Raw genomic sequence first — 26406 nt, 5'->3', positions numbered from 1 at the left:
CGATCAGGATCAAGTCGGGTGGCCGAGTTCGCTGCAGCTTCGCAGCATCTCGTCCGCCCCTGGATCGCTGGCCACGATCGCGAACAGGTCGTTCTCGTTCGCCATCGCCGACTTCTTCTTGGATTCCAGCACCAGCACCGACTGCACCGACTGGTGGTCGCATTTGCGGTAATGCTGCGGGCCCTTGGTCAGATCGTATTGCAGTCCCTCCAGCGCCGCGACGACCTTATCGGTCTCGGTGCCGCCGGCGGCCTGCATCGCCTGCAACAGCGAGCCGACGCCGGAGTAGCCATAGGCGCCGTAGTCGGTCGGGATCGCACCGCCATTGGCGGCCCGGAACGCCTTGTTGAACTCGGCCGCGGTCTTGTTCTGTGTCTCGAGACCCCAATAATAGTTGGCGCCGCCGACGACGCCCTCGAACACGTCGGGACCGACGGCGAGGCGCTGGTTGTGCAGGATCACCGGCACCACGATCTTCATCTGCTGCTTGATGCCGAAATCGACCGCCTGCTTGATCGCATTGGCCTGGTCGCGACCGAAATTGCTGATGCACAGCACGTCCGGCCGCAGCGACATCAGGCGCGGCATGAAGGTCGAATAGTCGGCCGCACCGAACGGATGCAGGATCTCGCCGACGCTCTCGGCACCAATCGCGGTCTGCGCCCGCTTGAAGCCGCGCAGCATCTCATGGCCATAGGCATAGTCGGCCACGAGATGGGCGACCTTCATGCCCTTCTTGATGGTCTGGCGGGCCACGGCCGCTGTGGTCATGTGCGGGTTCAGCGCCTCGTGGAAGGTGTATTTGCTGAAATCCTTGGCTTCGTTGATGGTGTCGGACTGGCTGATCGAGACGTAGATCACGCCGCGCGCCCGCGTCACCTCGTTGACGGCGAGCTGGACGGCGCTGGAGAGCGCCCCGACGATGGCGTGGACCTTGTCCTTCTCGATCAGCTCGAGCGTCCGCGTCGCCGCTTCGCCGGCATTGAGCTTGTCGTCACGCACCAGGAGCTCGACCTTGCGGCCGGCGATCCCGCCCTTGTCGTTGACCAGCTTGACCGCAAGCTCGGCGCATTTGACCTGGTCGCGGGCCTCGGCTGCGAACGGGCCGGTCAGCGGCGTCGGAAAGCCGATGCGGATGGTGTCATCGGCGGCGCGTCCCAGGCGCGGCATCGCGAGCGTGGCGACACCTGCCGACATCCCCATCAGCGCCGTACGGCGGGATATTCCTGTGCGTCGCAGCCTCGTCTCGTAGTTTGGCATGATCTCCTCCCTCATTCGTATTTCTTAGAACCGGTTGAGCGCCTTGAGCACGCGCGCAGGCGTGATGGGAATGGTGTTGATGGAGGCGCCGAAGGGCATCAGCGCATCGTTGACCGCATTTAGCACACAGGCCGACGCGGCCGCGGTGCCGGCCTCGCCGCAGCCCTTTGCGCCGAGAATGGTGTCCGCCGTCGGCGTCTCGACGTGATCGATGGTAATGTCCGGCATCTCCATCGCCATCGGCACCAGATAGTCGGCCATCGACCCGTTGAGCAACTGGCCGGTCTCACCGTAACGGCACTCCTCGAACAGCGCAGCGCCAAGACCCTGCACGACACCACCGCGCAACTGCTCGTCGACCAGCATCGGGTTGATGATCCGGCCGCAATCCTCGACGACATAGTGCTTCAGCAGCCTGATGAAGCCGGTTTCGACATCGACTTCGAGGTAGCAGCCTTGAATGCCATTGGTGAAGGCAAAGGGATAGCCCTGGGGCGCGAAATGATGACTGACGGTCAGTTGCGCCTGAGTGCCCGGTGGCAAGGTGTCGGACCGGAAATAGGCGATGCGCGCGATCTCGGCGACCGGCAGACGCGTCTGCCCCGTCGCGACACTGACGATCTGGCCGTCGACGACGTCGAGCGCGGCGGGCTGCTCCTGCAGCACCAGCGCGGCAATCTCCAGAATGTTCGCCTTGAGCTTTCGCGCGGCCTGCAGTGCCGTCTCGCCACCGATGCCCGCGCCGCGGCAGGCCCAGGTCGCACCACCATGCGGCGTGACCTCGGTATCGCCGGTGATGATCTTGACGTGCTCCTGGGCGAGGCCGAGCTGGTCGGCGACGATCTGGCTGATGATCGCCTCGGTGCCCTGTCCCTGCTCGGTCACGGAGATCGCACAGCGCACCTCGCCCGACGGCGTCAGGCTGACGGTCGCGCCATCCTGCGAGGAGATGCGCGCGCCGCCGACGCCGTAGAACGCAGGGCTCGGGTTGGTGATCTCGACGAAGGTCGCAATGCCGATGCCGCGATAGATGCCGCGCCGATGCAGCTCGGTCTGCTCGGCGCGCAGCGCGTCGTAGTCCATGATCTCGCGCAGCCGCCGCAGGCAGACCTCGTGCGACAGCGCCTCGAACCTGTAGCCGCTCGGCGAGGCCGTCGGATAGGCATTGTCGGCGATCACATTCCTGGCGCGCATGGAAAACGGATCGATCCCGACGCGGCTTGCGGCGAGATCCACCATGCGCTCGGTAACCGCGCAGGCGATGGGATGTCCGACCGCGCGGTACTGGCTGGTCTGCACCTTGTTCTGGAACACGACCTCGAGCGCGGCACGATAGGACTTGAAGTCATACGGCGCACCGATCAGGCGGATGACCTGATTGCCTTCGACGACGCTGGTGCGCGGATAGGTCGAGAACGCGCCGATCGCCGTGGCATCGTGGACGTCCATGGCAAGGATCTGGCCGTCGGCGTCGACGGCCATGCGCGCGCGGACATGGTGATCGCGGGCATGAATATCCGACACGAAGGACTCGATGCGATCGGCGACGTATTTGACCGGGCGCCCGAGCAGGATCGACAACCCGACAACCGCCATGTCCTCGTGGTAGACGTGCAGCTTCATGCCGAACGAGCCGCCGATATCGGGCGCGATCACGCGCACGCTGGCTTCCGGGATGCCGTAGTGGCGAGCGTACAGATCCTGGAACTGGTAGGGCGTCTGCGTGGCGTGGTGCACCGTCAGCGCGCCGCTCTCGGGATCATAATCCGCGACGATGGCCCGCGGCTCCAGCGTGACCGGGGTATGACGGCCGAAGCTGAATTCTTCCTCGATCACATGCGCGGCCGACGCGAAGGCCTCATCGACGCCGCCGCTGTCGAGCTGCGTGCGGAAACAGATGTTGGACGCCGCAACCGGATTGACCAGCGGCATCCCCGGCCGGCGCGCGGCGTCGAGATCGACCACCGCCGGCAGCTCCTCGTAGTCGACCGAGATCAGCTCCAGCGCATCCTCGGCGATCGCCCTGCTCTCGGCGACCACGGCAATCACGGCCTGCCCGGCCCAGACGACGCGATCCGCCGGCAACGGCAGCTGCGGCTCGGACGTCATGCCCTTGAAATGATCGAGCGTCCCGGTCCAAGGTGTGCAGATCTTCGCAAGATCAGCGCCGGTCGCGACCAGATGCACGCCCGAAAGCGCCCGCGCTGCATCGACCTCGATGCGGGTGATCCGTGCATGAGCATACGGGCTGCGCAGGAAGCCTGCGTACAGCATGCGAGGCAGGCGAATGTCGGTCACGTAGCGCCCGCGTCCGGCGAGCAGCCGCTTCGCATTCGGTCGCGGCACGGAGCGGCCGATATAGGAATTCGGACGGTCCAGCGAGGTCAGCGGCGCGCTCATTGTGACGAGCCCTCCGCGTCCTGCGATGCCGTTGCCGACCGCGCCGCAGCCACCGCGGCGATGGCGTCGACGATCGCTTCATATCCGGTGCAGCGGCAAAAATTCCCCGAAAGCGCGTCGCGGATGGTCTCGCGACTCGGCCGTGCAGCACGGGTCAGCAGCTCATGAGCGGTGATCAGCATGCCCGGCGTGCAGAACCCGCATTGCAGCGCATTGCGCCGATGAAACTCGGCCTGCAGGTCGGCGATCACGCCGCTCTCCGAGAGCCCCTCGATCGTATCGATCCGCGCGCCATCGGCCTGCACGGCAAACATCAGGCAGCCATGCACAGCAGCGCCGTCGAGCTGAACCAGACAGGCGCCGCAGGCGCCCATTTCGCAACCGGCATGCGTGCCGGTCAATTCGAGCTGCTGGCGAAGACAATCCACCAGCGTGTCGCGAGGCGCGACGTCACAAGCCACCTTGCGGCCGTTGACGATGAGGCGAATGCGGACCTGCTCGTCGGCCTCGATGTCGACCGGCGCGCTCATGCGGCATCTCCGATCCGTCCCAGCAGCCGGCCGAGCAGAACGCGTGCGAGATGCAGGCGCATCGCCGCCGGAACATCGTCGCTGTCAGCAGGCGCGAGATCGTCATCAAGCGCAGCCTGGGCAGCCGCAATCCGTCCGGCATCGATCCGGCCGCCCGTCAGCGCTTCCTCCGCATGTCTAGCACGGGTCGGGACATTGCCGACCGAGAAGAACGCAATGCGGATGCGCTCGATCAGATCGCTCTGACAGGTCGCGAGCAGGCCGCAACCGACCAATGCATAGTCGCCGCGCCGGCGGGCCAGCTCATCGAACGCAATGCGCTGGCCGGCTTTGAAGAGAGGAACATGAACTGCGACGAGGAGCTCGCCTGACGCGATCGCCGTCTCAAAAAGGTCGGTGAAGAAGTCATCGGCTTTGACGCGGCGCCGGCCGGACGCACCGGCAATCTCGATCTCGGCGTCGAGCGCCAACACCATCGCCGGAAATTCGGAGGCCGGGTCGGCCAGCGCGACACTGCCGCCCAAGGTCCCGCGATTGCGGATGGCAGGGTGCGCAACGAACGGCGCTGCGGCGCGCAACAGCGGCGCAAACTCAGCGATCAGCGGATCGGTCAGCATCTCGCAGTGCCGGGTCAAGGCGCCGATCCGCAACCACTCGCCGTCCCGCGTGACGCCGCGCAGCTCTGCAATGTGATTGATATCGATCAGAATACGCGGCGCCTGAAGACGCAACGCCAGCGCCGGAACCAGACTCTGGCCACCGGCAATGAAGCGTGCATCGTCGCCGGCGCCCGCATGAGCTTCGAGCGCCTCGCCGATCGTGTGTGCACGAAAATAGCTGAAAGCCCTCGCTTTCATCCGTTCCTCGCCGCCAGGGCTCGCCAGCCCGGAGTCCCAGATTTGTGACCATCTGGTCTTAAAAGAGTTGCACGCGGCGGCAGCGCGGTCAACCAGAAACGAACGATTGGTCACAAATCTGCTTTCGGGTATCAAGCAGGCTGTCGCCGCAATCGATGAGACCATGGCTAAGACCTCGAAGACAGCGAACGCTGAGACAAACGGCCGCGTTGGTGGAGGCCAGCGGAGAACCGACGGCCGCCCTCGCGCGAGGCGCCGCAACATGCGCGCCGCCGACCGCGAGCGCGTGATCGTGGATGAAGCCATCCGCTTTTTCGCCGAGCGCGGCTTCGAAGGCCAGACGCGGGAACTCGCGAAGCGCATGGGTATCGCGCATTCGGTGATCTACCGGCACTTCCCCAGCAAGGAAGCCCTCATCGAGCGCGTCTATCAGGAGGTCTATCTGAGCCGCTGGTCGCAGGATTGGGGCCCGCTGATCCGCGATCGCAGCCATCCGCTGAAGGCACGGCTAACCGGCTTCTATCTCGACTATGTGGCGCGCGTGTTCGAATATAATTGGGTGCGGATCTTCGTGTTCTCGGGCATGAAGTCGTTCGGCATCACCGGTCGCTATCTCGACCTCGTCCGACGCGAGATCATCGAGCCTGCCGCGATCGAGCTGCGGCATGAATTGCAGCTCCCAGACGCCGCCACCTGCCCTCTCGGCAGCCGCGAGACGGAGATGTTCTGGGGACTGCACGGACGCATCTTCTATCTCGCGATCCGAAAGTTCATCTACGAGACACCCGTTCCATCCGACCTCGAGCAAACCGTGCGTGATGCGATCGACCTCTTCATGGACGGCGCCAGACTGGCGCTCCCGCGGCTCGTGCACGACGATCAGGCCGGAACAGCACGATGATCCGGCCCGTCGTCGGCGGCGATCTTGAGCAGGCTCTCCGAGGATACTGCACATGCCTGCCGGCTGCGGCCCTCACGCCGTTCGGCTACGCCCACCATTGCGGCTGATCTTCGCGGCGACGAGATAGGATAGCGGCATGGCGACGACGAATCCGACCAACGCCGCCAACGGGAGGTCCTTCATCGGGCTCGCAACCAGCCCCTGCACCGTCAACAATACCGTAACCGCACTGCCTGCAAGCACGGTGCCCAGCATGACCCAGATGAGAATTGCGACCTTGAACATCTGTCTTTCTCCGCCAGTAGGAAAGCTTTCGATCCCTTGACGCGAGAATGCTCTGCCTGCGACTTCGAGCCGGCATTGATTTGGAACAACCGGACTCAGCAATCGAGGGAGGAGCGACTGCTCCTCCCTCGATCAGTCCCGATAAGCCCACGGAATGCCGCGGACGCCTCATGATCGGCGATCGAACGACACGGCTCTATCGTGTCGCTGGAACGAAGTGATCTCGCTTGCTGACCGAAGTACCAGTCGCCGGATCCGTGATCTTGATCTCGATGTCCACCGGCGCGGAGGGAAGGTCGGCTCCCTTGGCCTCGATCGACATGCGGATCTCGCGGGTCTGGTCCTGGCCGACATCGATCACCATGCGACCGTCCTGCTCGCGCGTCTCGCCGGCCACCGTCACCTTGGCGTTCGGAAGCCCCACGACGTCCAGCACGAAGTCGCGCGCGCCGCGCTTGTTGAGCAGACGGACTGTGTAGTCGTTACGGACGCCGCCATCCGACAACTGCACGAACAGCGGGTTACGTTCATGCAGCACGTTGATGCCCATCGTGCCGCGCGTCGCCAGCGAGTACAGCATGATCCCGCCGACGATCGCGATGAAGCTCGCATAGATGACCGTGCGCGGCCGGATGATCCGGTAGATCTCGGGCTTACCTTCCTTGCGGCGCTGCACGTTGATGTCGGTGTCGTACCCGATCAGGCCGGTCGGACGGCCGATCTGGGTCATCACGCTGTCGCAGGCGTCGATGCATAGGCTGCACTGGATGCAGCCGAGCTGGATGCCGTGGCGGATGTCGACGCCGGTCGGGCAGACGTTGACGCATTGGTGGCAGTCGATGCAGTCGCCGGCGGGAGCGCCCTGCAGCCGTGCGGCTTCCGCCTTCTTGACCGACATGCGCGGCTCGCCGCGGTCGCCCTTGTAGGTGACGTTGAGCGCCCATTCGTCGGTCAGCGCGGCCTGAATGCGCGGCCACGGGCACATGTAGATGCAGACCTGCTCGCGGGCGTGGCCAGCGAACACGTAGGTCGTCGCCGTCAGGATGCCGATCCAGAGATAGGCGATGAACGGCGCCTGGAAGGTGGCCAGATCCTTCACCAGCGTAGGCGCATCGTCGAAATACAGCACCCAGGCGCCGCCGGTCCACCAGCCGATCATGATCCAGAGGAAGTGCTTGAGCGCGGCCTGGCGAATATGGGTGAAGGTCCAGCCGCGCTTGTCGCTGAGCATGCGCTCACGGCGGTCGCCCTCGGCCCAGCGCTCGACGGCGTAGAACAGGTCGGTCCACACCGTCTGCGGACAGAGGTAGCCGCACCACAGACGGCCGGCCACTGCATTCATCAGGAACAGGGCGACCGCCGCGATGATCAACAGCCCCGTGAAGTAGTAGACCTCCTGCGGCCACAACTCGATGAAGAAGAAGTAGAACCGGCGATGCGGGAAGTCGACCAGCACCGCCTGGTTCGGCATGCCGGGACCGCGATCCCAGCGGACGAAGGGCAGCAGGTAGTAGATGCCGAGCGTGATGCACAGGATCGTCCACTTGATGCGCCGGAAGCGGCCGTGCACGGCCGCCGGATAGACCTTTTCGCGCGCCTTGTAGAGCGGCCCGACGATATAGGTTTCGTCCGAGTCAGCCATGATATCCTCGCTTCATCTTGCCGTCCTTCCGACCGATTCAGGAGAACGCGTTGCCGCTCTTGAGCCCCAGCTTCTTGAAGACGATCGCTGCCGGACAGAAGCCCGTGAACGAGGCCTGGATCATGTTCACGCCAGCAAAGGCCGCCAGCAAGAACCAGTAGGGACTGACGTACCAGCCCAGGGCCAGACTGAGCAGGACGACGATCCCTGCGAAGGTGAGAACTGCTTTGTCGACGTTCATGACATACTCCCTCATGGTTGCATTTGAGCGTAATCAAGCAAGTGCCGGTCCGGCCGTACGGCTATTGCCGCAGGCCGGACAGTGTCCAGGCGACGATTCGTTGCGAGTCCATCGCACCCGAAATCCGCGCCAGCTCCCGACCCTGCTGCAGCAGCAGCATGGTCGGAATTCCGGAGATGCCGAGCCGTGCCGAAACTTCCGGCGCCTCGTCCGAGTTCAGCTTAAGGAGTTGCACACGCGGCTCCAGCTCCTGGGCCGCACGTGCGAACATTGGCGCCATCGCACGGCATGGGCCGCACCACGGCGCCCAGACGTCGACGAGCAGCGGCAAACTGCTATGCGCGACATGACGCTCGAACGCGGGCTGGTCGACCTCGATCGGATGGCCGCTGAACAGCGGCGTATGACATTTGCCGCATTTCCCCTGCGCCGGCGCCCGGTCCGCGGGCAGACGGTTGATCTGCCCGCAATGGCCGCACACGATCTGCAAGCCGTTGCTCATGTCCCGGTCCTGACTTCCTTGATCTTGGCGATGTTGAGCCGGTCGAGCAGGAACTTCTCGTAGAACGGCTCGGGCGTCCCGCGCCTCATCTTGCGCAGGAAGTACTTCTCGAAGGCGACCTTGGCGTAGTGCACCCACTCCCCCTTCGACGACCAGTTGACGTTGCGCGGCGGGATCTGCGGCTGAGCCAGGAAGGCGACGCCGGAATCGCCGAAATCGGCAAGACAGATCGCGTTCCAGGTCGGCTCGGCTTTTGGCTCCTCGCCGCGCAGCAGCGCCCCGATGTTCAAGGCCGTCGCCGTCACCATCGATTCGATCATGAAACCCGTCTTGGGCACCCCGACCGGCACCGGCGTCGGCCCGATCGGCGGGATCGCAACGCAGACGCCGATGGCAAACACGTTGGGGAAGGTCGGATTGCGCTGATGCTTGTCGACGACGATGAAGCCGCGCGGATTGGTCAGCTTGTCGATGCCTCTGACGGCGCCGACGCCGCGGAATGCCGGCAGCATCATCGAATAGGCGAACGGCAGCTCATGCGTCTTGCGGACGGAGCCGTCGTCGGCGATCTCCTCCACGAACATGCGGCCGTCCTCGACCTTGGTGACGCGCGCGCTGGTGATCCACTTGATGTGCTTCTCGCGCATCTCGCTCTCCAGCAAGCCTTTGGTGTCACCGACACCGTCGAGGCCGAGATGACCGATATAGGGTTCGGATGTCACGAAGGTCATCGGCACCTGGTCGCGCAGCTTGCGGCGGCGCAGCTCGGTCTCCAGGATGAACAGGAATTCGTAGGCCGGTCCGAAGCAGGACGCGCCCTGCACCGCGCCGACGATCACCGGGCCAGGCTTCTCGGCCAGCCTGTCGAATGCCGCCTTGGCATGGGCGGCGTGGTCAACATGGCACACGGACTGCGTATGTCCATCCGGTCCGAGCCCTGGAATCTCATCGAAGGCGAGTTCGGGACCGGTCGCGACGACGAGATAGTCGTAAGCCACCATGGCGCCGTCCGTGAGCTCGACCTGGTTCTCGGCGGCGTGCACCCTCTTGGCGCCCTGCGTCAACAGCCGGATGCCCTTGCGCTGCATGACGTCGACCAGATCGATCTCGATCTCGTCGCGCTTGCGCCAACCGACGGCGACCCACGGGTTGGACGGCACGAAATGATAGGAGGACCCCTGCGAGATGACGGTCACGCGATCCTCCTTTCTCAGCTGGGGCAACAATTCATAAGCCATCAGGGAGCCGCTCAGCCCCGCTCCGATCACGACAACATCCGCCATTGGGTCCTCCATCGCCTTGCTTCGTTATTGTTTCGCCCAGCCGCGACCTTACGAGCTGGCCTTGACTATATATTCGAATATCTGTATATACGCAACTATGAAATTTAATGCTGACATCATGGAAGCGGCGGCCGACCAGGCCAGTGACCTCTTGAAGGCGCTGTCGAACCGGCACCGGCTCCTGATCATCTGCCAGCTGGTCGACAACGAACGGTCTGTCGGCGAGCTTGCTGCATTCCTCGGCCTGCGTGACTCGACCGTCTCGCAGCACCTCGCACTGCTGCGCAAGGACGGCCTGGTCACCGCGCGGCGCGAGGGGCAGACGATCTACTATTCGATCACCAGCGAGCCGGCTCGCGAGGTCCTGAAGACCCTCTATCAGGTCTATTGCGCAACGCGGCCGCCGAAACCTGCGCCGAGACTATGACGGCGCGATCCCGCCGACTTGACTAGCATCAAGTGGGAACCCGCATCCCGGTGGGATGTCTGTACCGCCCACGGATGTTTCGCTTTACCCGATTTAGGTCAATAGAAGAGACAGGAATAGGCTGATGCGCAGATTATCGGTCCTGAGCTTGGTCGCCGCGATGGCGTGGCAGGCGGCGCCGGCCCTTGCGGAGACGCTGACGGTGGCGCCACGGCAGGTCGCCGACGAGAAGGCGGTGTTCGCGACGGTGGAGAGCATCAGCGTGGTCCCTGCCCGCGGCCGCATCGGCGGCACCATCGTGCAGCTTTCGGTGCGCGAAGGCGACCCGGTCAAGCGCGGCCAGCCCATCGCCTTGATCGGCGATGAAAAGCTGGCCCTGCAGATCAAATCGCTCGACGCCCAGATCGAAGCGCTGCAGGCGCAAGCGAACCAGGCGCAGATCGACTTCACGCGTACCGAGGGCCTCGTCGAGCGCGGCACCCTGCCCCGCATCAAGCTCGACGAGACGCGCACGGCGCTCAACGTCGCCGAGAACGGGCTGCGGGCCAAGACCGCCGAGCGTGCCGTGGTCAACCAGCAGATGAGCGAAGGCCAAGTGCTGGCGCCCGACGACGGCCGCGTGCTGAAAAAGCTCGTTGCCGTCGGATCGGTCGTTCTGCCGGGCGATCCCGTGGTGACCGTGGCGCAGCAGAACTTCAAGCTGCGACTGCGCGTGCCCGAGCGGCACGCTCTCTTTCTCAAGGCGGGCGACAGGGTGCGGGTCGACGGCGCCGAGTTCGGTGACAGCGCCAACAAATGGGGGGTGATCGACCTGGTCTATCCGCAGATCGAGGAAGGCCGTGTCGTGGCCGACGCGATCGTCTCCGGTCTCGGCCAGTATTTCGTCGGCGACCGGCTCCGGGTCTGGATCTCCGGCGGCCAACGCGATGCCTACGTGATCCCGCAGCGCTACGTCACAACACGGTTCGGCATCGACTATGTCCAGTTGCAGCAAGGGGCGCAGAAGGTGAGCGTTCCGGTGCAGCGCGGCCGCGCTCTGCCGAGCGCCGATCTCCCCGATGGACTCGAAATCCTGTCCGGCCTGCGCGCCGGCGACCAGTTGGTGCAGCCGTGAAACTCGGACTCTCAGGCAAGCTTACCCAGGCGACCATCGCCTCGCCGCTGACGCCGCTGTTTCTGCTCGCGGCGCTCGTGGTCGGCCTCATCGCCGTCGTCGTGATCCCGCGCGAGGAAGAGCCGCAGATCAGCGTGCCGATGGTCGACATCCGGGTCAACGCCGACGGCCTGCGTGCGCCCGACGGCGTCGAGCTCGTAACCAAGCCGCTGGAGACCATCGTCAAGGCGATCGATGGCGTCGAGCACGTCTACAGCCAGACCGAGGACGACCGTGTCATGGTCACCGCGCGGTTCCTGGTGGGGACCAAGTTCGAGGACGCGATCCTGCGCGTCCACGAGAAGCTACGCGCCAACCTCGACCGCATCCCCGTCGGCATTCCCGAGCCGCTGATCGTCGGCCGCGGCATCAATGACGTCGCCGTCACCGTGCTGACGCTGTCGCCGAAGCCTGAAGCCGCCGGGCGCTGGTCCGACAAGGACCTCTACGAGCTCGCCGACAAGCTGCGGGCGGAGCTGACCAAGGTCGACAATATCGGTCTGACCTATATCTCCGGCGGCGGCGCCCAGCAGATCCGGGTCGAGCCCGATCCGGAAAAACTGTCGCTGTTCGGCGTGACCCTGCAGCAGCTCGTCGCCAAGGTAAAGGACGCGAACCGATCGTTCATGGCCGGAGACGTTCGCGACGGCGGCATCGTGCGCAATGTCGCCGCGGGCCAGACGCTCACCGGTATCCCGGACATCGGCCTGCTGCTGATCTCGACGCGCGACGGCCGTCCCGTCTATGTGCGCGACGTCGCCACCGTCGTCATCGGCCCCAACCTCGCAGAGCATCGCGTCTGGGATGACGCCCGCAACGACAAGGGCGATTGGCACCGGGTGCCGGCGGTGAGCCTCGCGCTCGCCAAGCGCGCCGGCGCCAATGCCGTGGTGGTGTCTCACGACATCGCGCAGCGCCTCGAAGGGCTGAAGGCCAGTCTCATTCCGAGCGACGTCGCGGTCACGGTGACGCGCGACTACGGCGAGACCGCCAACGAGAAGGCCAACGAGCTGCTGTTCCATCTCGGCCTCGCCACGATCTCGATCGTCGTGCTGATTGCGGTCGCCATTGGCTGGCGCGAAGCCCTCGTCACCTTCGTGGTGATTCCGACCACGATCCTGCTGACGATGTTCGCCGCCAATCTGATGGGCTACACGATCAACCGGGTCAGCCTGTTTGCCCTGATCTTCTCGATCGGCATTCTGGTCGATGACGCCATCGTCGTGGTCGAGAATATCGCGCGCCATTGGGGCATGCATGACGGCCGGCCGCGCCTGCAGGCCACCATCGAGGCGGTCGCCGAAGTCGGCAACCCCACCGTTGTCGCGACCTTGACCGTGGTCGCCGCCCTGCTGCCGATGCTGTTCGTGTCGGGACTGATGGGCCCCTACATGGCGCCGATCCCGGCCAACGCCTCGGCGGCGATGCTGTTCTCGTTCTTCGTCGCCATGGTGGTGGCGCCGTGGCTGATGCTGCGGCTGGCGCCGAGGTCGACCAGCGCCTCGGCAGGCTCTCATGACGCGCATGGCGAAGGCCGTCTCGGACGCATCTACCGAAGCGTCGCGCGCCCGATCGTCGCCAGCAAGCGCTCCGCCTGGATCTTCCTGCTCGGCGTCGGTATCGCCACCTTGCTGTCGATGACGCTGTTCGCCACCAAGTCCGTCACCGTCAAGCTGCTGCCGTTCGACAACAAGTCGGAGATCGCCGTGATGGTCGATCTGCCCGAAGGCGCGAGCCTTGAGGATACCGAGCGCACGCTGTTCGCGGCCGCCGACATCGCGCATGGGCTGCCGGAGATCACGACCGTGCAGAGCTATGCCGGCACGGCGGCGCCGTTCAACTTCAACGGTCTCGTGAGGCACTACTATCTGCGGGAGCGGCCCGAGCTCGGCGAGCTCCAGGTCAATCTCGCCGCGCGCGGCGACCGCAAGCGCGCGAGCCACGACATCGCGCTCGAGCTGCGCCAGCGGCTGAAGAGCATCCCTGTGCCGGCCGGCACCAGCATCAAGGTGGTCGAAGTGCCGCCCGGGCCTCCGGTGCTCGCCACCCTGCTGGCGGAAATCTACGGTCCGGACGCGGCGACTCGGCGCGCCGTCACCACCGAACTCAAGAAGGTCTTCGCCGACGTTCCCTTCATCGTCGATATCGACGATTCCATCGGTCAGCGACGGCCGCGGCTGCGACTGTCGATCGATCAGGACAGTCTCGAATTCTTCGGTGTCGAGCAGCGCGACGTCTACGACACGATCCAGACGCTGTTCGGCGGCGTCTCGGTCGGCTACTCGCATCGCGGCGAAGACCGCAATCCGATCGAGATCGCCGTGCGTCTGCCGAAGCACGACAAGAGCTGGAGCCAGGCCCTGGCATCGACGCCGGTGCCCGCCAACACGGTGCCTGGCAGCAAGACCGTCGTCGAACTCGGCCAGGTCGTGAAGGCCACCATGGAAGAGGGGTCGCCGACGATCTTCCGCCGTGACGGCCGCTTTGCCGACATGGTGATGGCCGAACTCGCCGGCCGCTTCGAGGCTCCGCTCTACGGCATGCTCGCGGTCGCCGACCGGATCGACGCCCATGACTGGGGCAAGCTGCCGAAGCCCGTGATCGGCTTCCACGGCCAGCCCAAGGACGAGTCCCGTCCGACGCTGCTGTGGGATGGCGAATGGGAGATCACCTACGTGACCTTCCGCGACATGGGCGCCGCATTCGGCGCCGCCATCCTCGGCATCTACGTTCTGGTCGTGGCGCAGTTCAAGAGCTTCCGGCTGCCGCTCGTGATCCTCACGCCGATCCCGCTGACCCTGATCGGCATCCTGCTCGGCCACTGGTTGCTGGGCGCGCCGTTCACGGCGACGTCGATGATCGGCTTCATCGCGCTGGCCGGCATCATCGTCCGCAACTCGATCCTGCTGGTCGACTTCATCCGCCACAGCGGCAACGAGGGCAAGACGTTGCGCGACGTCGTGCTGGAGGCCGGCGCCGTGCGCTTCAAGCCGATCCTGCTGACGGCGCTCGCGGCGATGATCGGTGCGGCGACGATCCTGCTCGACCCGATCTTCCAGGGGCTGGCGATCTCGCTGCTGTTCGGCCTGGCCTCATCCACCCTGCTCACCGTGCTCGTGATCCCCGCGATCTACATCGCGCTGCGCGAGCCCGGCAAACCCACCACGAAGATGTCCTAGGAGATGATGATGGACAAGAACTACCCCGAGCTCTGCAAGGACATTTCCGGCAATCTGCGAACGCTGCGCAAGGACATCCCTGAGGTCATGCAGGGCTTCTCTGCACTGGCTCAGGCCGCGAGTCGCGACGGCGCCCTCGACAAGAAGACCAAGGAGCTGATCGCGCTGGCGATCGGCGTTGCCGTCCGCTGCGACGGCTGCATCGGCTTCCATGCCGACGCGCTTGTGCGTCTCGGCGCGACCCGCCAGGAGGTCGAGGAAACGCTCGGCATGGCCATCTACATGGGCGGCGGACCGTCGCTCATGTATGCCGCCGATGCGATCGCGGCCTTCGAACAGTTCCAGGAACACGCGACAGCCGCCGCCTGACGCGGCATCAGCCACAGATGTCGAGAATCGCCAGCATGTAGATGCGGATCATGTCGAGATAGTCGGGAATGTCGACGCGCTCGTCAGGCATCGTGTTGTAGCGGCCGCCCGGTCCGCAGACGATGCCCTCCATGCCGCCATAGGTATAAAGATGGCCGGCATCGGTGCCATAGAAGCAGCTGGGCGCCACCGGGCCCGTCGGCTGGGCGGCGCCGCGCACGACGCGATAGGCATTGTTGACGGCACGGACGATCGCGCTCTCGGGCGCGACCTCGAACGGCGGCATGGTCGGTACGCCGGCGCGATCCTCCGACATCAGATGAGCCTTCAGGCCGGGAAAACGCGCCTCCAGCGCATCGAGCTCGCGCCGCATGTCCGCCAATGCGCCCTGCTCGGTCTGGCCCGGCGCGTAGCGGCCGGAGCCCTTGATACGGACGAAATCCGCGACCTGCGGCGTCCGCCACTCGTGCAGCTCGCGACCGAGCGCGCCGTGCACGACGCCGACATGAACGCGGTTGATGGCCTCATGTGCCGGCGAACGCGCGCCGGAGAATCGCATCGCATTGAGACGCGGAATGAGATCACAGGCGGCAGTGATGGCGTCAACCGCCTCCTCCCGCTTCGACAGATGCCGCGTGTTGCCGACGAGCTCGATGATGAACATGAATGCCGCGGCATGCATCGTCATCGCCTTGAGGTCGGTTGGCTCAGAATTGATGAAATAGTCCGCGCGCAGCCCCTGCTCCAGCAACGAGTAGGTGCCGACCCCGCCCTGCAGCTCGCCGACCACATAGGTCAGGATGACGTCGCCCCTCAGCTTGACGCCGGCCTCGATCAGCGTCTTGACCGCGCAGAAATAGGCGGCGTCGCCGGCCTTCATGTTTGACACGCCGATTCCGTAGACGAAATCGTCGTCCACCTTCCCTGCCCAGGGGTCGACGGTCCAGCCTTCCGTCACCGGATTGGTATCGACATGGCCGTTGAAGAGCAGGCTCTTGCCGCCGCCGGTGCCGTTCCAGCGGCCGACGGCGTTGACGCGGCCTTCGGCACCGAACGGCGCGACGAGCGCATCCAGGCCGATCGCGCTCATCTGCTCGGCCATGAACGTCGCGAGCTGCTTCTCGCCCTCGGTCTTCGAATAGCTCTTGTGCTGTACCATGCGCGACAGCAGCGCGAGCGACTCCGGGACGGAGATACGGGCGAGCAGGTCGTTGCGATCCATGGGGGCAATCCTTGCGGTCAGCCAACGGGCGCTGGCGAGGCCGCCATCAGCTCGCGGGTGTAAGGGTGAACGTCGTCTGCGCCGAAGGCATCGACGGCACGGCTGTCGACCAGCCGGCCGTGGCGCATCACGACGATGCGGTGCGCGATCTGCCTGATCAGGTTGAGATCGTGGGTGATGAAGAGATAGGCCGCGCCGGTCTCGGCGCGCAAAGCCAGCAGCAGCTCGATGATCTGGGCCTGGACGGAGACATCGAGAGGCGCCGTGATCTCGTCGCAGATCACCAGTCGCGGCCGCGCGGCAAAGGCCCGCGCGATTGCGACGCGCTGCTTCTCGCCGCCGGATAGCTGGTGCGGCCAGCGCATCGCATAGGACGCTGGCAGCCGGACCTGATCGAGAAGGCGCGGCACTGAGGCGACATCACCGCCGTAGAGCCTCAAGGGACGCGACAGGATCTCGCCGATGCGGTGACGCGGATTGAGCGAGGAATCCGGGTGCTGGAACACGATCTGAACATCGCGACGATAGGCGGAATTCATGTCGCGGGCCCCGCGCAGCATCCGGCCGTCGAAACTGATGGTACCGTCGAAGCGGGCGAGCCCGGTCAGGGCGCGCGCCATGGACGATTTCCCCGAGCCGGATTCGCCGACGAGGCCGACGATTTCGCCTGCGCGGATGTCGACATCGACGGCCTTGGTTGCCGGTGGTGGCGACGCGCGGAACAGGCTGGCCCGGCCGTAATGCACCTCGATGCCACGCGCCTCAAGCACCACGGCAGCGCCCGGCTGATCATTCACGAGCCGCCGCTCCGGACGCGGCACCGCGGCGATGAGTGCCTTGGTATAGTCGTGCTCCGGCGTCCGAAATATATCAGATGCCCCCGCCTGCTCGACGACGCGGCCGTGCCGGATCACCGCGACGCGATCGGCGACGCGGGTCATCATCGCGAGATCGTGCGAGATGTAGAGCGCAGCGACGCCCGTTTCCGCGCGCAGGCGCGCGAACAGCTCGATGATACGGGCACCGGTGATGACATCGAGCGCTGTCGTGGGCTCATCGAACAGGATGACATCGGGCCGGCAGCCGAAGGCCGTCGCGATGATCACCCGCTGCTTCTCGCCGCCGGAGATCTCGTGCGGATAGCGCCGCAGCACCGCCGCGGGGTCACGCAGCTCGACATGGCCGAGCAGCTCGACCGCGAGATCCCTGGCGGCCCGCGCGTTCAGACCGCGATGACGCATCAGCGTCTCGGTGATCTGATGGCCGATGGTCAGTGTCGGATTCAACGCGGTCGACGGGTCCTGGAACACCATGCCGATCCGGCGCCCCCGCACCTCGGTGAGTTGCTTCGGGCTCAGAGACCGCAGGTCGATATCGCCGAGGCGCAGCGATCCCGAGATCTCGCGGGCATTGGCCGGCAGATGCCGCATCAGCGCCCAGGCCAGCGAACTCTTGCCGGAGCCGGATTCGCCGACGAGGCCGAGCACCTCGCCCGGCGCGATCTCGAGTGACACGTCGCGCAGCACCTCGACGGCGCCCGCCGATGTGACGTAGTCCAGCCCGTAATTGGTGATGGCGAGCGCCGGCTTCATCGATCGTCCCGCGGATGCAGCGCGTCGCGCAGCGCATCGCCGACGAGATTGAAGGCGATCGCCGACAGCGCGATCGCCGCCGAGGGCGCGATCAGGATCCACGGCGCCTGGTGCATGTATTGCCGCGCATCGGCCACCATCAGCCCCCATTCGGATGCTGGCGGCTGCGCTCCCAGGCCAAGGAAGCTCAGCGTAGCGAACAGCATCACCGCAAACGACACCCGGATCGTGGCCTCGATGATGATCGGGCCCATCACGTTGGGAAGCATTTCGCGAAAGATGATCTGCGATGCCGCCTCGCCGCGCGCGATGGCGGCCTTGACGTAGTCCTGATTGCGCACCGCAAGGGCTACGGAGCGCGTGACCCGCGCCATGCCAGGCGCAAACGCAAAGCCAATCGCGATCACCGCGTTGACAGCCCCATTGCCGAGCGTGCTGACCAGCAGCAGCGCCGTGAGGAGACCGGGAATGGCCATCACAGCATCGTTGGTGCGCATGATGAATTCGTCGGCCTTGCCGCCGAGATAGGCCGATGCGACGCCTATCACGGCGCCCATCGCGCTGCCGGCGAGCGTCGCCGCGAGCGCCATCGGAACGGTGGCGCGCGCGCCGGACAGCAGGCGGCTCAGCACGTCGCGGCCGAACTGGTCGGCGCCCAGCCAGTTCTGCCATCCCGGCGGGCGGAAACGGCCGAGAAAATCCATCTTCTCCGGCCCATAGGGCGCGAGCCACGGGCCGAGGATGCAGACGATGGCGAGGGCAACGAGCAGCATCACGCTGATCGCCCCCTGCGGCTTGCGGATCATCCTGCCGAACAGCTCAGTCATAGCTGATCCGTTTGTCGAGCAGCGCGTAGACGACATCCGCCAGCGTGTTGGTGATCGCGTAGGTGACCGCCATGATCATCGCGCCGGCCTGGATCGACGGCAGATCGCGGGTGGTGATGGCGATCATCAATGCGCGGCCGATGCCGGGGATGGCGAAAATCTCCTCGATGACGATGATGCCGCCCAAGAGATAGCCGACGTCGAGCGCGACGATGGTGATAACCGGCAGCAGCGCGTTGCGCATCACGTGCCGCACCAGCACCGTCCGCTCAGGCAGGCCCTTCAGCCGCGCCGCGCGAACGTAGTCGGACTGCAGCACGTCCAGCGTCTCCGAGCGCATCATGCGCATGACATGCGCGACGAGAATCACCGAGACCGTCAGGACCGGAAGGATCAGATGGCGTAGCGCCAGCCCGGCATCCTCCAGCGGCGACACGTAGCCGGTCGCCGGCAGCCATGGCAGGATGTCGGTCAGCAGCAGCGCCAGCACGGTTGCGGTGACGAATTCCGGCAGCGAGACCCCGAGATAGGCGATCACGCTGGTCGTCGTATCCGTCGGCCGGCCCTTGCGGAGCGCCGCGAAGATTCCGAGCGGGACTGCGATCAGAAGAGTGACGACGAGCGCGCCAGCTGCCAGCAGCAGAGAGCGCGACAGCGCCGTCAGCATCTCCGGCGCGACCGACAGGCCGGTGCGCATGGAGACGCCGAAATTGCCCGTGGCCGCGTGCGCGACCCAATGCGCGAATTGCTGCCAGACCGGATCGTCGAGCCCGAGCCGGCTGCGAACGGCTGCCAGCGCCTCTGGCGAGGCGTTCTCGCCAAGCAGCGTCTGCGCGGCATCAGCCGGCAGCGCCTGCGTGATGGCGAACACCAGCACGCTGACGATGACGACCGTGTAGACCATCAGGAGCAGCCGCCGTAGCAGCCAAGCGAATGACACCGCTCGGATCCTGCCTCAGCTGCGCTTGGGCGCGCCGGCGCCGAGCGAGACGAGATCGAGCCGGAACACCGACCCACGCGGATGCAGCTGGTAGCCTTCCACATACGCGCGCTGCGCCGCCAGGATGTCGAAGAAGACCGGAATGACCGACGGCACCTCCTCGCTCATCATCGTCTGGGCCCGCGCATAGAGCGCGGCACGATTGGCATCGTCGGTCTCGCTACGCGCCGCATTGACGATCTCGTCGAAGCGCGCATTGTTCCAGCGCGTCTCGTTCCAGGCCGCATCCGAGGTATAGAGCAGCTTGAAGATCGCGTCGGCGGTCGACTGCATGTTGTAGAAGCCGACGTAGAAATTGCCTTTCTTCCAGACCTGATCGAGATAGGTTGCGTGCGGCATCGTCTGAACGTTGATGCGGAAGCCGGCGGGCGCCGCCATCTCACGGATCGCAACGCCAAGCTGCGTGCGCGTGTCCGGCTTGTCGGATGCCACCATCGTCAGGTCGATGCCGGAGGGATAGCCGGCATCGGCAAGCAATTGCCTGGCTCTGGCCATGTCGGGCTTCTTCAGTTTGCTGTCCTGATAGAAGCGGTAGGCGGGGCTCAGCGGCGTGTCGCTGCCGGGCGTGCCATAGCCGCCGGCCACGAAGCCGGCCATGGCCTCGCGATCGATGGTCAGCGCCAGCGCCTGGCGCACGCGAACGTCGTTGAACGGCTTCTGGTCGCAGCCCATGTTGACGTTCAGAAACTGCCCCGAGGGGATCCGCACCGCCTTGACGCCGCTGGCCTTGCCGAGCCGCTCATATTCGCCGGGCGTGGTCGACAACATGAGATCGATGTCGCCCGAAATCAGAGCCGATGCCTCGGCGGTGCGGTCGGGATAGACGAGGATCTCGACGCGATCGAGTGAAGGCCGCGCGGGATCGTAATAGACCGGGTTGCGCTCGACGACGATCTTGCGGTCCGGCTCATAGGACACGAGCTTGAACGGCCCTGAACCATTCGCCTTTGTGGCGAGGCTGGCGAGATCGGCGGCAACGACTTTCGCAGGCACGATGCGCGCATTGTTGTAGGCGAGCGCGACCGGAAAATCGGCGAAGGCAACCGATAACGTGAACCGCACGGTCGACGCATCTACGGCGGCGACATCCTTGATCGGGCCGACATTGGTACGCGCCGGTGACGCGGTCTTCGGATCGAGGATCGCCTTGAAGGTCGCGACGACATCCTCCGCCGTCAGCGGCGAGCCGTCGTGGAAGCTGAGATTGGGCCGCAGCTTGAACGTCCACTCGGTGAGCCCCGCGCCGGCCTGCCACGACAACGCGAGGTCCGGCTCGACCGACATGTCCGGCTTCAACCGGGTCAAGTTGGAATAGAGCAGCTCGGTAATAAGGTATTCCGGATTGACGCGCGCGAGCAGCGGGTGAATGACGGCCGCACCCTGATCGACCGAGATCCGCAACACGCCGCCGCGCTTGGGCGCCTCGGCGGAGAGAGAGACTTGCGGCAGGGCACCAAGCGCGAGCGCGGAGCCGGCAAGGAAATGACGACGAGTCACGGACGGCATCGGGCGAAGTCCTTTTCGGGCGTGATGGCTTCGGGAGAGAGCTCGGGACAGAACTCGGCCGCAAGATAGGCGAGCACCGACTTCGCCAATGCGACGATGTCGGTGAACGTCGTCGATTCGCCCGGCGCATGGATGCGGCTATCGGGCCTGCCGAGACCCGTGAGCAGCACCTCCTGCAGGCCCGTGGCCTGCTGCACCCAGCCGAAATCGGAGCAGCCGGACGCCCCCCATCGGGCGAAGTCCTCGGCCGCGTAGCCGAAACCGGCCGACAGCGCCTGCTGCCAGCGCGGCCAATGCGGCCCGCCGGGATCGGATGTCGGCATCAGATGACCGGTGAGGATGATCTCGACGTCGAGCATGCCGGCCGCCTGCCGGATCGCCGTTTCGATCTCGCGGCGCGCGGCGGCGAAGTCCTCCTCGGGCGCATAGCGGCGGCACAGGAGAATCTCGACCAGCGAGGGGATCTGTCCGCCGCATTGGCCGCCATGAATAGCCGAGATGTCGAGGCTCGCGGTGAGCGGTCCAGCCGTCTGCGGAGGTGGCGGCAACGTCGATGTCCGCTGCGCGACGAGCGGCTTCAAAGCGGCGAGCGCATTGAGGATCGGCAGGGCCGCCTCGATCGCGTTGGCGCCGGCACGGCGCTGCTCGCCGGCATGGGCCGCCGTGCCGTGAACGCGCACCGTGAGCGTGAACAGGCCGAAGCAGCCGGCCCAGATCCGCGGCATGGCGCTGCCGTTGAAATTCAGAATATGCCCTTCGAGGCGCCCCTGTTCGGCAAGGTAGCGCACTCCGGGATAAAGCCCCGCCTCCTCGTCCGTGCACAGCAGCAGCATCGGATCATAGGCCAGCGACAATCCAGTCTGCTGCGCGGCGCGGAGCGCGAGCAGCGCTGCCGCGACGGATCCCTTCATGTCGGCTGCGCCGAGTCCGGTCAGACGGTCACCGTCGCGGCTCAGTTGCAGCGGATCGGTCGCCCAGCCGGGCGCCGCCGGTACTGTGTCCACATGGAAATAGAGCCCGAGCACCGGTCTGCCGGAGCGGCGCCGTGCGATCAGATTCGTACGCGGTCCGCGCGCGCCCGGTGCGCGCCATAGATCCTCCGGGACAATCACGCGCTCGCAATCCAGCGCCAGCGGCCTAGCGAGCTGCTCCATCACGTCGGCAAAGGCATCGTAGCCGGCGCCCGGCGGAAAGCTGGTATCGACCGCCACCAGCTTCCGCAGGTCCACGACGGCAGTCTCGGCCATGCCGTCGATCGCAGCGAAGGCGCCGGCCAGGCCGGGCTGGCTCCGATCTACTGGAATGCCCTGAGAAATCATTTGCCGTCTGCTCAATCCTATATTCTATATAGAAATAGAATTCACGACGCGGCATTTGTCAATTCCATGAAAAAGGCAGCTGTGGCCAGCAAAGCGGCAGACGGAGTCGGTGCGGGTCCGGGCGCGCTGCCGGTGCCGCTCTACGAGCATGTCAAGCGGCAGATCGCCGAGGCGATCCTGATCGGCGACATGCCGCCGGGCACGGTGCTGCCCGGCGAGGTCGCGCTCGCCAACCAATATGGCGTCGCCGTCGGCACCATCCGCCGGGCGCTGGCCGACCTCACAGCTGGCGGCATGCTGATGCGGCGGCGCAAGACCGGCACGGTGGTGACGGGCCGCGCGTCGCAGCATGGGCTCAGCTTCTTCTTCCAGTACTTCCGCCTGCTCGGCGCGGACGGCAGCCTGCTGCAGTCGCAAGCCGAGGTGCTGTCGGTGACGACCCGCACCGCCGAGCCGGCCGAAGCAGCGCTGTTCGGCGTGGCCGACGGCGAGCCGCTGCTGCATCTTCATCGCATCCGCCGCGTCGCCGGCGCGCCGGTGCTGCATTCGCGGATCTCGATGGTCGCGAGCCGCGTGGCGGGATTTCCGCGCGAGCCGAAGAAGGTCCCTGCCCTGATCTACCGCCATCTGCTCGAGGCCTATGGCATCCGGATCGCCGCGGTGCGCGAGAAGGTGACGGCCGAGGTCGCCACCAAGGAGGACCGCAAGCTGCTCGGCCTCTCCGCGCCGGCCGCCGTGCTCGTCATCGACGAGGAAGCCTATGACCAGACCGGCGCGCTGGCGATCCTCAGCCAGCACCGCGCCACGACGGCGCAGCACTACTACTCCAACGAGATCCGCTGAGCGGACCTCGGTTCAGCAGCCCCAGCGCAGGGCGGCCGTGTGCACCGGCGCGTCCCACAGCGCCATCGTCGACTCATCGAGCGCGGTGACCGTGAGCGAGCAGCCGGCCATGTCGAGCGAGGTGACGTAGGAGCCGACCAGCCCGCGCGCGATGGCGAGCCCGCGCCCTTCCAGGATGCGCCGCGCCGCATTGGCCATCACGTACAACTCCATCGCTGGCGTGGCCCCGAAGCCGTTGACCAGCAGCAGGCATGGAGTTCCGGGCTTCGCTGCAAGATCGGCCAGGATCGCGCCCATCATCTCCTCGGCGATGGCGTCCGCGGAGGCCAGCTTGACCCGGCGGCGGCCGGGCTCGCCATGGATGCCGACGCCCATCTCCATCTCGTCCTCGCCGAGCGTGAAGGTCGGCTTGCCGGCGGCCGGCACGGTGCAAGAGGTCAGCGCCACGCCCATCGACCGCGTGCGCCTGTTGACGTTGTCGCCGAGCGCCTTGAGCGCATCGAGATCGCGCCCCTGCTCCGCCGCGGCGCCAAGCATCTTCTCCACGACCAGCGTGCCGGCAACGCCGCGGCGGCCGGTCGAATAGGTCGAGGTCTCGACGGCGACGTCGTCGTCGGTGATGACGGTCGCGACCTTGCCCTCCATCATCTCCGCGGCCATCGCAAAATTCATCACGTCGCCTTCGTAGTTCTTGACGATGAGCAGCGCGCCCGCGCCTGTGTCCACGGCCTGCGCGGCCGCGAGCATCTGGTCCGGCGTTGGCGATGTAAACACCTGGCCCGGACAGGCGGCATCGAGCATGCCCGGCCCGACGAAGCCGGCATGGAGCGGCTCATGGCCGGAGCCGCCGCCGGAGATCAGCGCGATCTTCCCCGGTTTGAGGCTCGTGCGGCGAACGAACTTGTTGTCCTCGCCCAGCGTGACGATGTCGCCATGCACGGCGGCAAAACCCTGCAGGCTCTCGGTCAGCACGTCGGAAACGGCGTTGATCAGCTTCTTCATGGCTTCCCTCCCGGTTCGGCGTCGTCGTTGTTTTCATTGGCTGAGATCAGCGCGGTGATGCCGCGCGCGACGCCAGTGATGATGCGGTCGGCATGGGCGTTGAGCGCGGAGTCGCCGAAGTCCGGCAACTCGACCACGAGTCGCCGCATCGGCCGCTGCGCCTCGGCCTCGTCCAGCCGGCCCGGATGCGCGGCGCGGTAGGCGGTCAGAAACGCCTGCTGCTCATGCGGCGAGAAGTGACAGATGTGGAAGATGGTCTCGAGATGCTGCAGCGGGATCGGCGTCGCATAGGCCGGATTGACGATCTGCGAGATGAAGCTGCGATTCTTGCCGATCGCCTCCGCCAACCGCTGCCGTGTGCCGGAGGGACGGCTGTCGATCACCGCGCGCAGGATCGCCTTGTATTCGGCGAGCGGGCTTGCGCCCCCCGATGCATCCTGGTCACTCATGCGCCCTCTCCCGCGGCCTTTTCCGCGCCCTTGGCGAGGTCAAGCTCGCGGATCACCGACTTCACCAGCGGCAGCAGGCCCGGCGCGACCGACAGCGCGCGCACGCCGACCCCAAGCAGCGCCGGAATGGCTCTGACATCCCCGGCGGCGTCGCCGCAGATCGAGACTTCCACGCCCCGCGCGCGACCAGCGCGCACCACATGGGCAATCATCGCCAACACCCCGGGATGCAGCACGTCGGCATAGTCGGCGACCTCGGCGCCGTCACGCGAAGCAGCGGTCGCGTATTGGGTCAGGTCATTGGTGCCGATCGAGAAGAAGTCCGCAGCGAAGTCATGCGCTGCCAACGCAGCAGCCGGCACCTCGACCATCATTCCGAAGGCCGGCGCGGCGAACGCGACGTTGCCGGCGGCCAATTCGGCGAGCACGGCGCGGAGATGGCGGCGCGCGACGTCCAGCTCCGCTGCATTGGTCACCATCGGCAGCATCACCTTGAGCGGTCCGAGCGCAGCGGCGCGAGCCAGCGCGCGCAGTTGAACACGGAAGATCTCGGGATGACGCAACGACAGACGGAGGCCACGCAGGCCAAGAAACGGGTTGCTCTCACCATCGATCGTGTAGCCCGGAATCGGCTTGTCGCCGCCCGCATCGAGCGTGCGGATCGTGACCGGCCGGCCTTCGGCCCAGCGCACGAGCTCGGCATAGGCGTGATATTGCGCCTCCTCATCGTGAAGCAGGTTGCCGGTGAGAAACTCCGTGCGCGCCAGACCGACGCCATCGCACGCTGCGGCTGGCAGCGCCGTCATATCACCAGGACCGGAGATGTTGACGAGCACGGAAACGAAGGTGCCGTCGCGCGTCAGTGCCGGTTCGTGCTGCCGCGCCCTTGCCTCCGCCCTGCGGCGCGAGACCGTCTCGTCCTCCGCCCGCGCGGCGGCGACAGAGTGCGCGCTGGGATCGGCGATGACGACACCGCGACCGCCATCGACCAGCAAATCCCCTGTCAGCTTGTCCCAATCGTGACCGAGCCCAACCACCATCGGCACGCCGCGGCTGCGCGCCAACATCGCGACATGGCTGGTCGGGCTGCCCTCGCCGAGCGCGATGCCCCCTCCATTCGTCCACTCGATGGCGAGGAAAGCGGATGGCGCCAGATCACGCGCAACGACGATCGCCCCCTTCGGCAACTTGCCGTTCTGCTGCAAGCCGAACAAGTGTCGCAGCACGCGATCCCGGATGTCGGCGAGGTCGCCGGCGCGGGCGCGGAAATATTCGTCCTCGGCGGACTCATACCCCGCCATCTCCTCCGCCATCGCCGCGCGCCAGGCCGCATCCGCAGCGACGCCGCCCTCGATCTGGACGTAAGCCGCCTCGGTCAGCGCATCGTCTTCGAGCAGCGCGAGCTGAAAGCCGATCAGCTCGGCGGCGTCTCCCTCGAGCCTGTCGATCAGCTCGGCCACGGCCTCGCGCGCATGCGCGACCGCTACGGCGAGCGCTTCATGCTCCTCGGCGATCGCCCCTTTCGTCCGGCTGGCGCCCTCCAGCGCATGCAGGATCGCCGCGGGCCCGATGGCCAGCCCGTCCGACGCCGCCCGCCCGAAGATGCGCCGCTCCATC

The 26406-nt window shown here is 65.9% G+C and carries 24 protein-coding genes; 6 read left to right on the top strand and 18 right to left on the bottom strand.

The window, feature by feature from the left end; translation table 11 throughout:
• Positions 1-9: 9 nt before the first annotated feature.
• The 4 genes from QX126_RS08190 to QX126_RS08175 are packed head-to-tail and all read right to left on the bottom strand — an operon-like array spanning position 10 to position 5047.
• Entirely contained in the window at positions 10-1260 is a 1251-nt protein-coding gene (locus QX126_RS08190; protein ID WP_315780372.1) for an ABC transporter substrate-binding protein, read from the bottom strand.
• Between the two features lie 24 nt (positions 1261-1284).
• Positions 1285-3660, bottom strand: a complete 2376-nt coding sequence (locus tag QX126_RS08185; protein WP_315780370.1) for a xanthine dehydrogenase family protein molybdopterin-binding subunit — start codon at positions 3658-3660, stop codon at positions 1285-1287.
• A complete protein-coding gene (locus QX126_RS08180) occupies positions 3657-4190 on the bottom strand; it encodes a (2Fe-2S)-binding protein (protein ID WP_315780369.1) in 534 nt (177 codons plus the stop codon). The genes QX126_RS08185 and QX126_RS08180 overlap by 4 nt, the downstream gene beginning before the upstream one ends.
• Positions 4187-5047: a xanthine dehydrogenase family protein subunit M gene (locus QX126_RS08175; protein ID WP_315780634.1), complete on the bottom strand. Its 861-nt coding sequence runs from the start codon at positions 5045-5047 to the stop codon at positions 4187-4189. Before QX126_RS08175 ends, QX126_RS08180 begins: the two co-directional genes overlap by 4 nt.
• A gap of 262 nt (positions 5048-5309) precedes the next feature.
• On the opposite strand from QX126_RS08175, the gene QX126_RS08170 reads away from it, so the two are divergent.
• Positions 5310-5948, top strand: coding sequence for a TetR/AcrR family transcriptional regulator (locus QX126_RS08170; protein WP_315739308.1), 639 nt, complete (start codon positions 5310-5312; stop codon positions 5946-5948).
• A 72-nt stretch (positions 5949-6020) separates the two neighbouring features.
• Here QX126_RS08170 and QX126_RS08165 read toward each other — a convergent pair whose 3' ends face one another.
• The 5 genes from QX126_RS08165 to QX126_RS08145 all read right to left on the bottom strand — a co-directional run bounded on the left by QX126_RS08165 (position 6021) and on the right by QX126_RS08145 (position 9901).
• Positions 6021-6233, bottom strand: a complete 213-nt coding sequence (locus QX126_RS08165) for a hypothetical protein (protein ID WP_315780367.1) — start codon at positions 6231-6233, stop codon at positions 6021-6023.
• 196 nt (positions 6234-6429) lie between these two features.
• Complete coding sequence (gene ccoG / locus QX126_RS08160; RefSeq protein ID WP_315780365.1) at positions 6430-7875, bottom strand: cytochrome c oxidase accessory protein CcoG; 1446 nt, start codon at positions 7873-7875, stop codon at positions 6430-6432.
• A gap of 37 nt (positions 7876-7912) precedes the next feature.
• On the bottom strand, positions 7913-8116 hold the full coding sequence (locus QX126_RS08155) for a DUF2892 domain-containing protein (protein ID WP_315739305.1): 204 nt from the start codon (positions 8114-8116) through the stop codon (positions 7913-7915).
• Between the two features lie 61 nt (positions 8117-8177).
• The gene (gene trxC, locus QX126_RS08150) at positions 8178-8618 is read right to left on the bottom strand and encodes a thioredoxin TrxC (protein WP_315739304.1); all 441 of its coding nucleotides are present in this window, start codon (positions 8616-8618) and stop codon (positions 8178-8180) included.
• A complete protein-coding gene (locus QX126_RS08145) occupies positions 8615-9901 on the bottom strand; it encodes an FAD/NAD(P)-binding oxidoreductase (protein ID WP_315780363.1) in 1287 nt (428 codons plus the stop codon). Before QX126_RS08145 ends, trxC begins: the two co-directional genes overlap by 4 nt.
• A 118-nt stretch (positions 9902-10019) precedes the next feature.
• Here QX126_RS08145 and QX126_RS08140 point away from each other — a divergent pair, with 118 nt between their 5' ends.
• The 4 genes from QX126_RS08140 (at position 10020) to QX126_RS08125 (ending at position 15029) form a co-directional block, all read left to right on the top strand.
• Positions 10020-10328: a metalloregulator ArsR/SmtB family transcription factor gene (locus QX126_RS08140; RefSeq protein ID WP_315780362.1), complete on the top strand. Its 309-nt coding sequence runs from the start codon at positions 10020-10022 to the stop codon at positions 10326-10328.
• 124 nt (positions 10329-10452) lie between these two features.
• Complete coding sequence (locus QX126_RS08135; protein ID WP_315780360.1) at positions 10453-11442, top strand: efflux RND transporter periplasmic adaptor subunit; 990 nt, start codon at positions 10453-10455, stop codon at positions 11440-11442.
• The gene (locus QX126_RS08130; protein WP_315780358.1) at positions 11439-14660 is read left to right on the top strand and encodes an efflux RND transporter permease subunit; all 3222 of its coding nucleotides are present in this window, start codon (positions 11439-11441) and stop codon (positions 14658-14660) included. Before QX126_RS08135 ends, QX126_RS08130 begins: the two co-directional genes overlap by 4 nt.
• A gap of 9 nt (positions 14661-14669) precedes the next feature.
• Positions 14670-15029, top strand: coding sequence for a carboxymuconolactone decarboxylase family protein (locus tag QX126_RS08125; protein ID WP_315780357.1), 360 nt, complete (start codon positions 14670-14672; stop codon positions 15027-15029).
• A 7-nt stretch (positions 15030-15036) separates the two neighbouring features.
• On the opposite strand, the gene QX126_RS08120 is transcribed toward QX126_RS08125, so the two are convergent.
• The 6 genes from QX126_RS08120 to QX126_RS08095 are packed head-to-tail and all read right to left on the bottom strand — an operon-like array spanning position 15037 to position 22495.
• Positions 15037-16251 (bottom strand): M20 family metallopeptidase, encoded by a 1215-nt coding sequence (locus tag QX126_RS08120; protein WP_315780355.1) that lies wholly within the window; start codon positions 16249-16251, stop codon positions 15037-15039.
• A 17-nt stretch (positions 16252-16268) separates the two neighbouring features.
• Positions 16269-17843, bottom strand: a complete 1575-nt coding sequence (gene nikE, locus QX126_RS08115) for an ABC transporter ATP-binding protein (RefSeq protein WP_315780353.1) — start codon at positions 17841-17843, stop codon at positions 16269-16271.
• Complete coding sequence (locus QX126_RS08110; RefSeq protein ID WP_315739295.1) at positions 17840-18670, bottom strand: ABC transporter permease; 831 nt, start codon at positions 18668-18670, stop codon at positions 17840-17842. Before QX126_RS08110 ends, nikE begins: the two co-directional genes overlap by 4 nt.
• The gene (locus tag QX126_RS08105) at positions 18663-19610 is read right to left on the bottom strand and encodes an ABC transporter permease (RefSeq protein WP_315780351.1); all 948 of its coding nucleotides are present in this window, start codon (positions 19608-19610) and stop codon (positions 18663-18665) included. Before QX126_RS08105 ends, QX126_RS08110 begins: the two co-directional genes overlap by 8 nt.
• A 15-nt stretch (positions 19611-19625) precedes the next feature.
• Complete coding sequence (locus tag QX126_RS08100; RefSeq protein ID WP_315780348.1) at positions 19626-21176, bottom strand: ABC transporter substrate-binding protein; 1551 nt, start codon at positions 21174-21176, stop codon at positions 19626-19628.
• Complete coding sequence (locus QX126_RS08095; protein WP_315780347.1) at positions 21164-22495, bottom strand: M20 family metallopeptidase; 1332 nt, start codon at positions 22493-22495, stop codon at positions 21164-21166. Before QX126_RS08095 ends, QX126_RS08100 begins: the two co-directional genes overlap by 13 nt.
• A 66-nt stretch (positions 22496-22561) precedes the next feature.
• Here QX126_RS08095 and QX126_RS08090 point away from each other — a divergent pair, with 66 nt between their 5' ends.
• Complete coding sequence (locus tag QX126_RS08090; RefSeq protein WP_315780345.1) at positions 22562-23338, top strand: GntR family transcriptional regulator; 777 nt, start codon at positions 22562-22564, stop codon at positions 23336-23338.
• A gap of 12 nt (positions 23339-23350) precedes the next feature.
• Here the strand turns inward: QX126_RS08090 and dhaK are convergent, their stop codons facing one another.
• From dhaK to ptsP, 3 genes are read right to left on the bottom strand one after another with little or no spacing between them, the layout of a single operon-like run.
• A complete protein-coding gene (gene dhaK, locus QX126_RS08085) occupies positions 23351-24340 on the bottom strand; it encodes a dihydroxyacetone kinase subunit DhaK (protein ID WP_315780343.1) in 990 nt (329 codons plus the stop codon).
• Entirely contained in the window at positions 24337-24789 is a 453-nt protein-coding gene (locus tag QX126_RS08080; protein WP_315777419.1) for a hypothetical protein, read from the bottom strand. Before QX126_RS08080 ends, dhaK begins: the two co-directional genes overlap by 4 nt.
• Positions 24786-26405 carry a phosphoenolpyruvate--protein phosphotransferase gene (gene ptsP / locus QX126_RS08075; RefSeq protein ID WP_315780341.1) on the bottom strand — a complete coding sequence of 540 codons (1620 nt, stop codon included), beginning with the start codon at positions 26403-26405 and terminating at the stop codon, positions 24786-24788. Before ptsP ends, QX126_RS08080 begins: the two co-directional genes overlap by 4 nt.
• Between the last annotated feature and the right edge of the window lies 1 nt (position 26406).

This window comes from Bradyrhizobium sp. SZCCHNPS1003, assembly GCF_032381555.1.
GTDB lineage: Bacteria > Pseudomonadota > Alphaproteobacteria > Rhizobiales > Xanthobacteraceae > Bradyrhizobium.
This window is presented reverse-complemented; position numbering and strand designations above follow the sequence as displayed.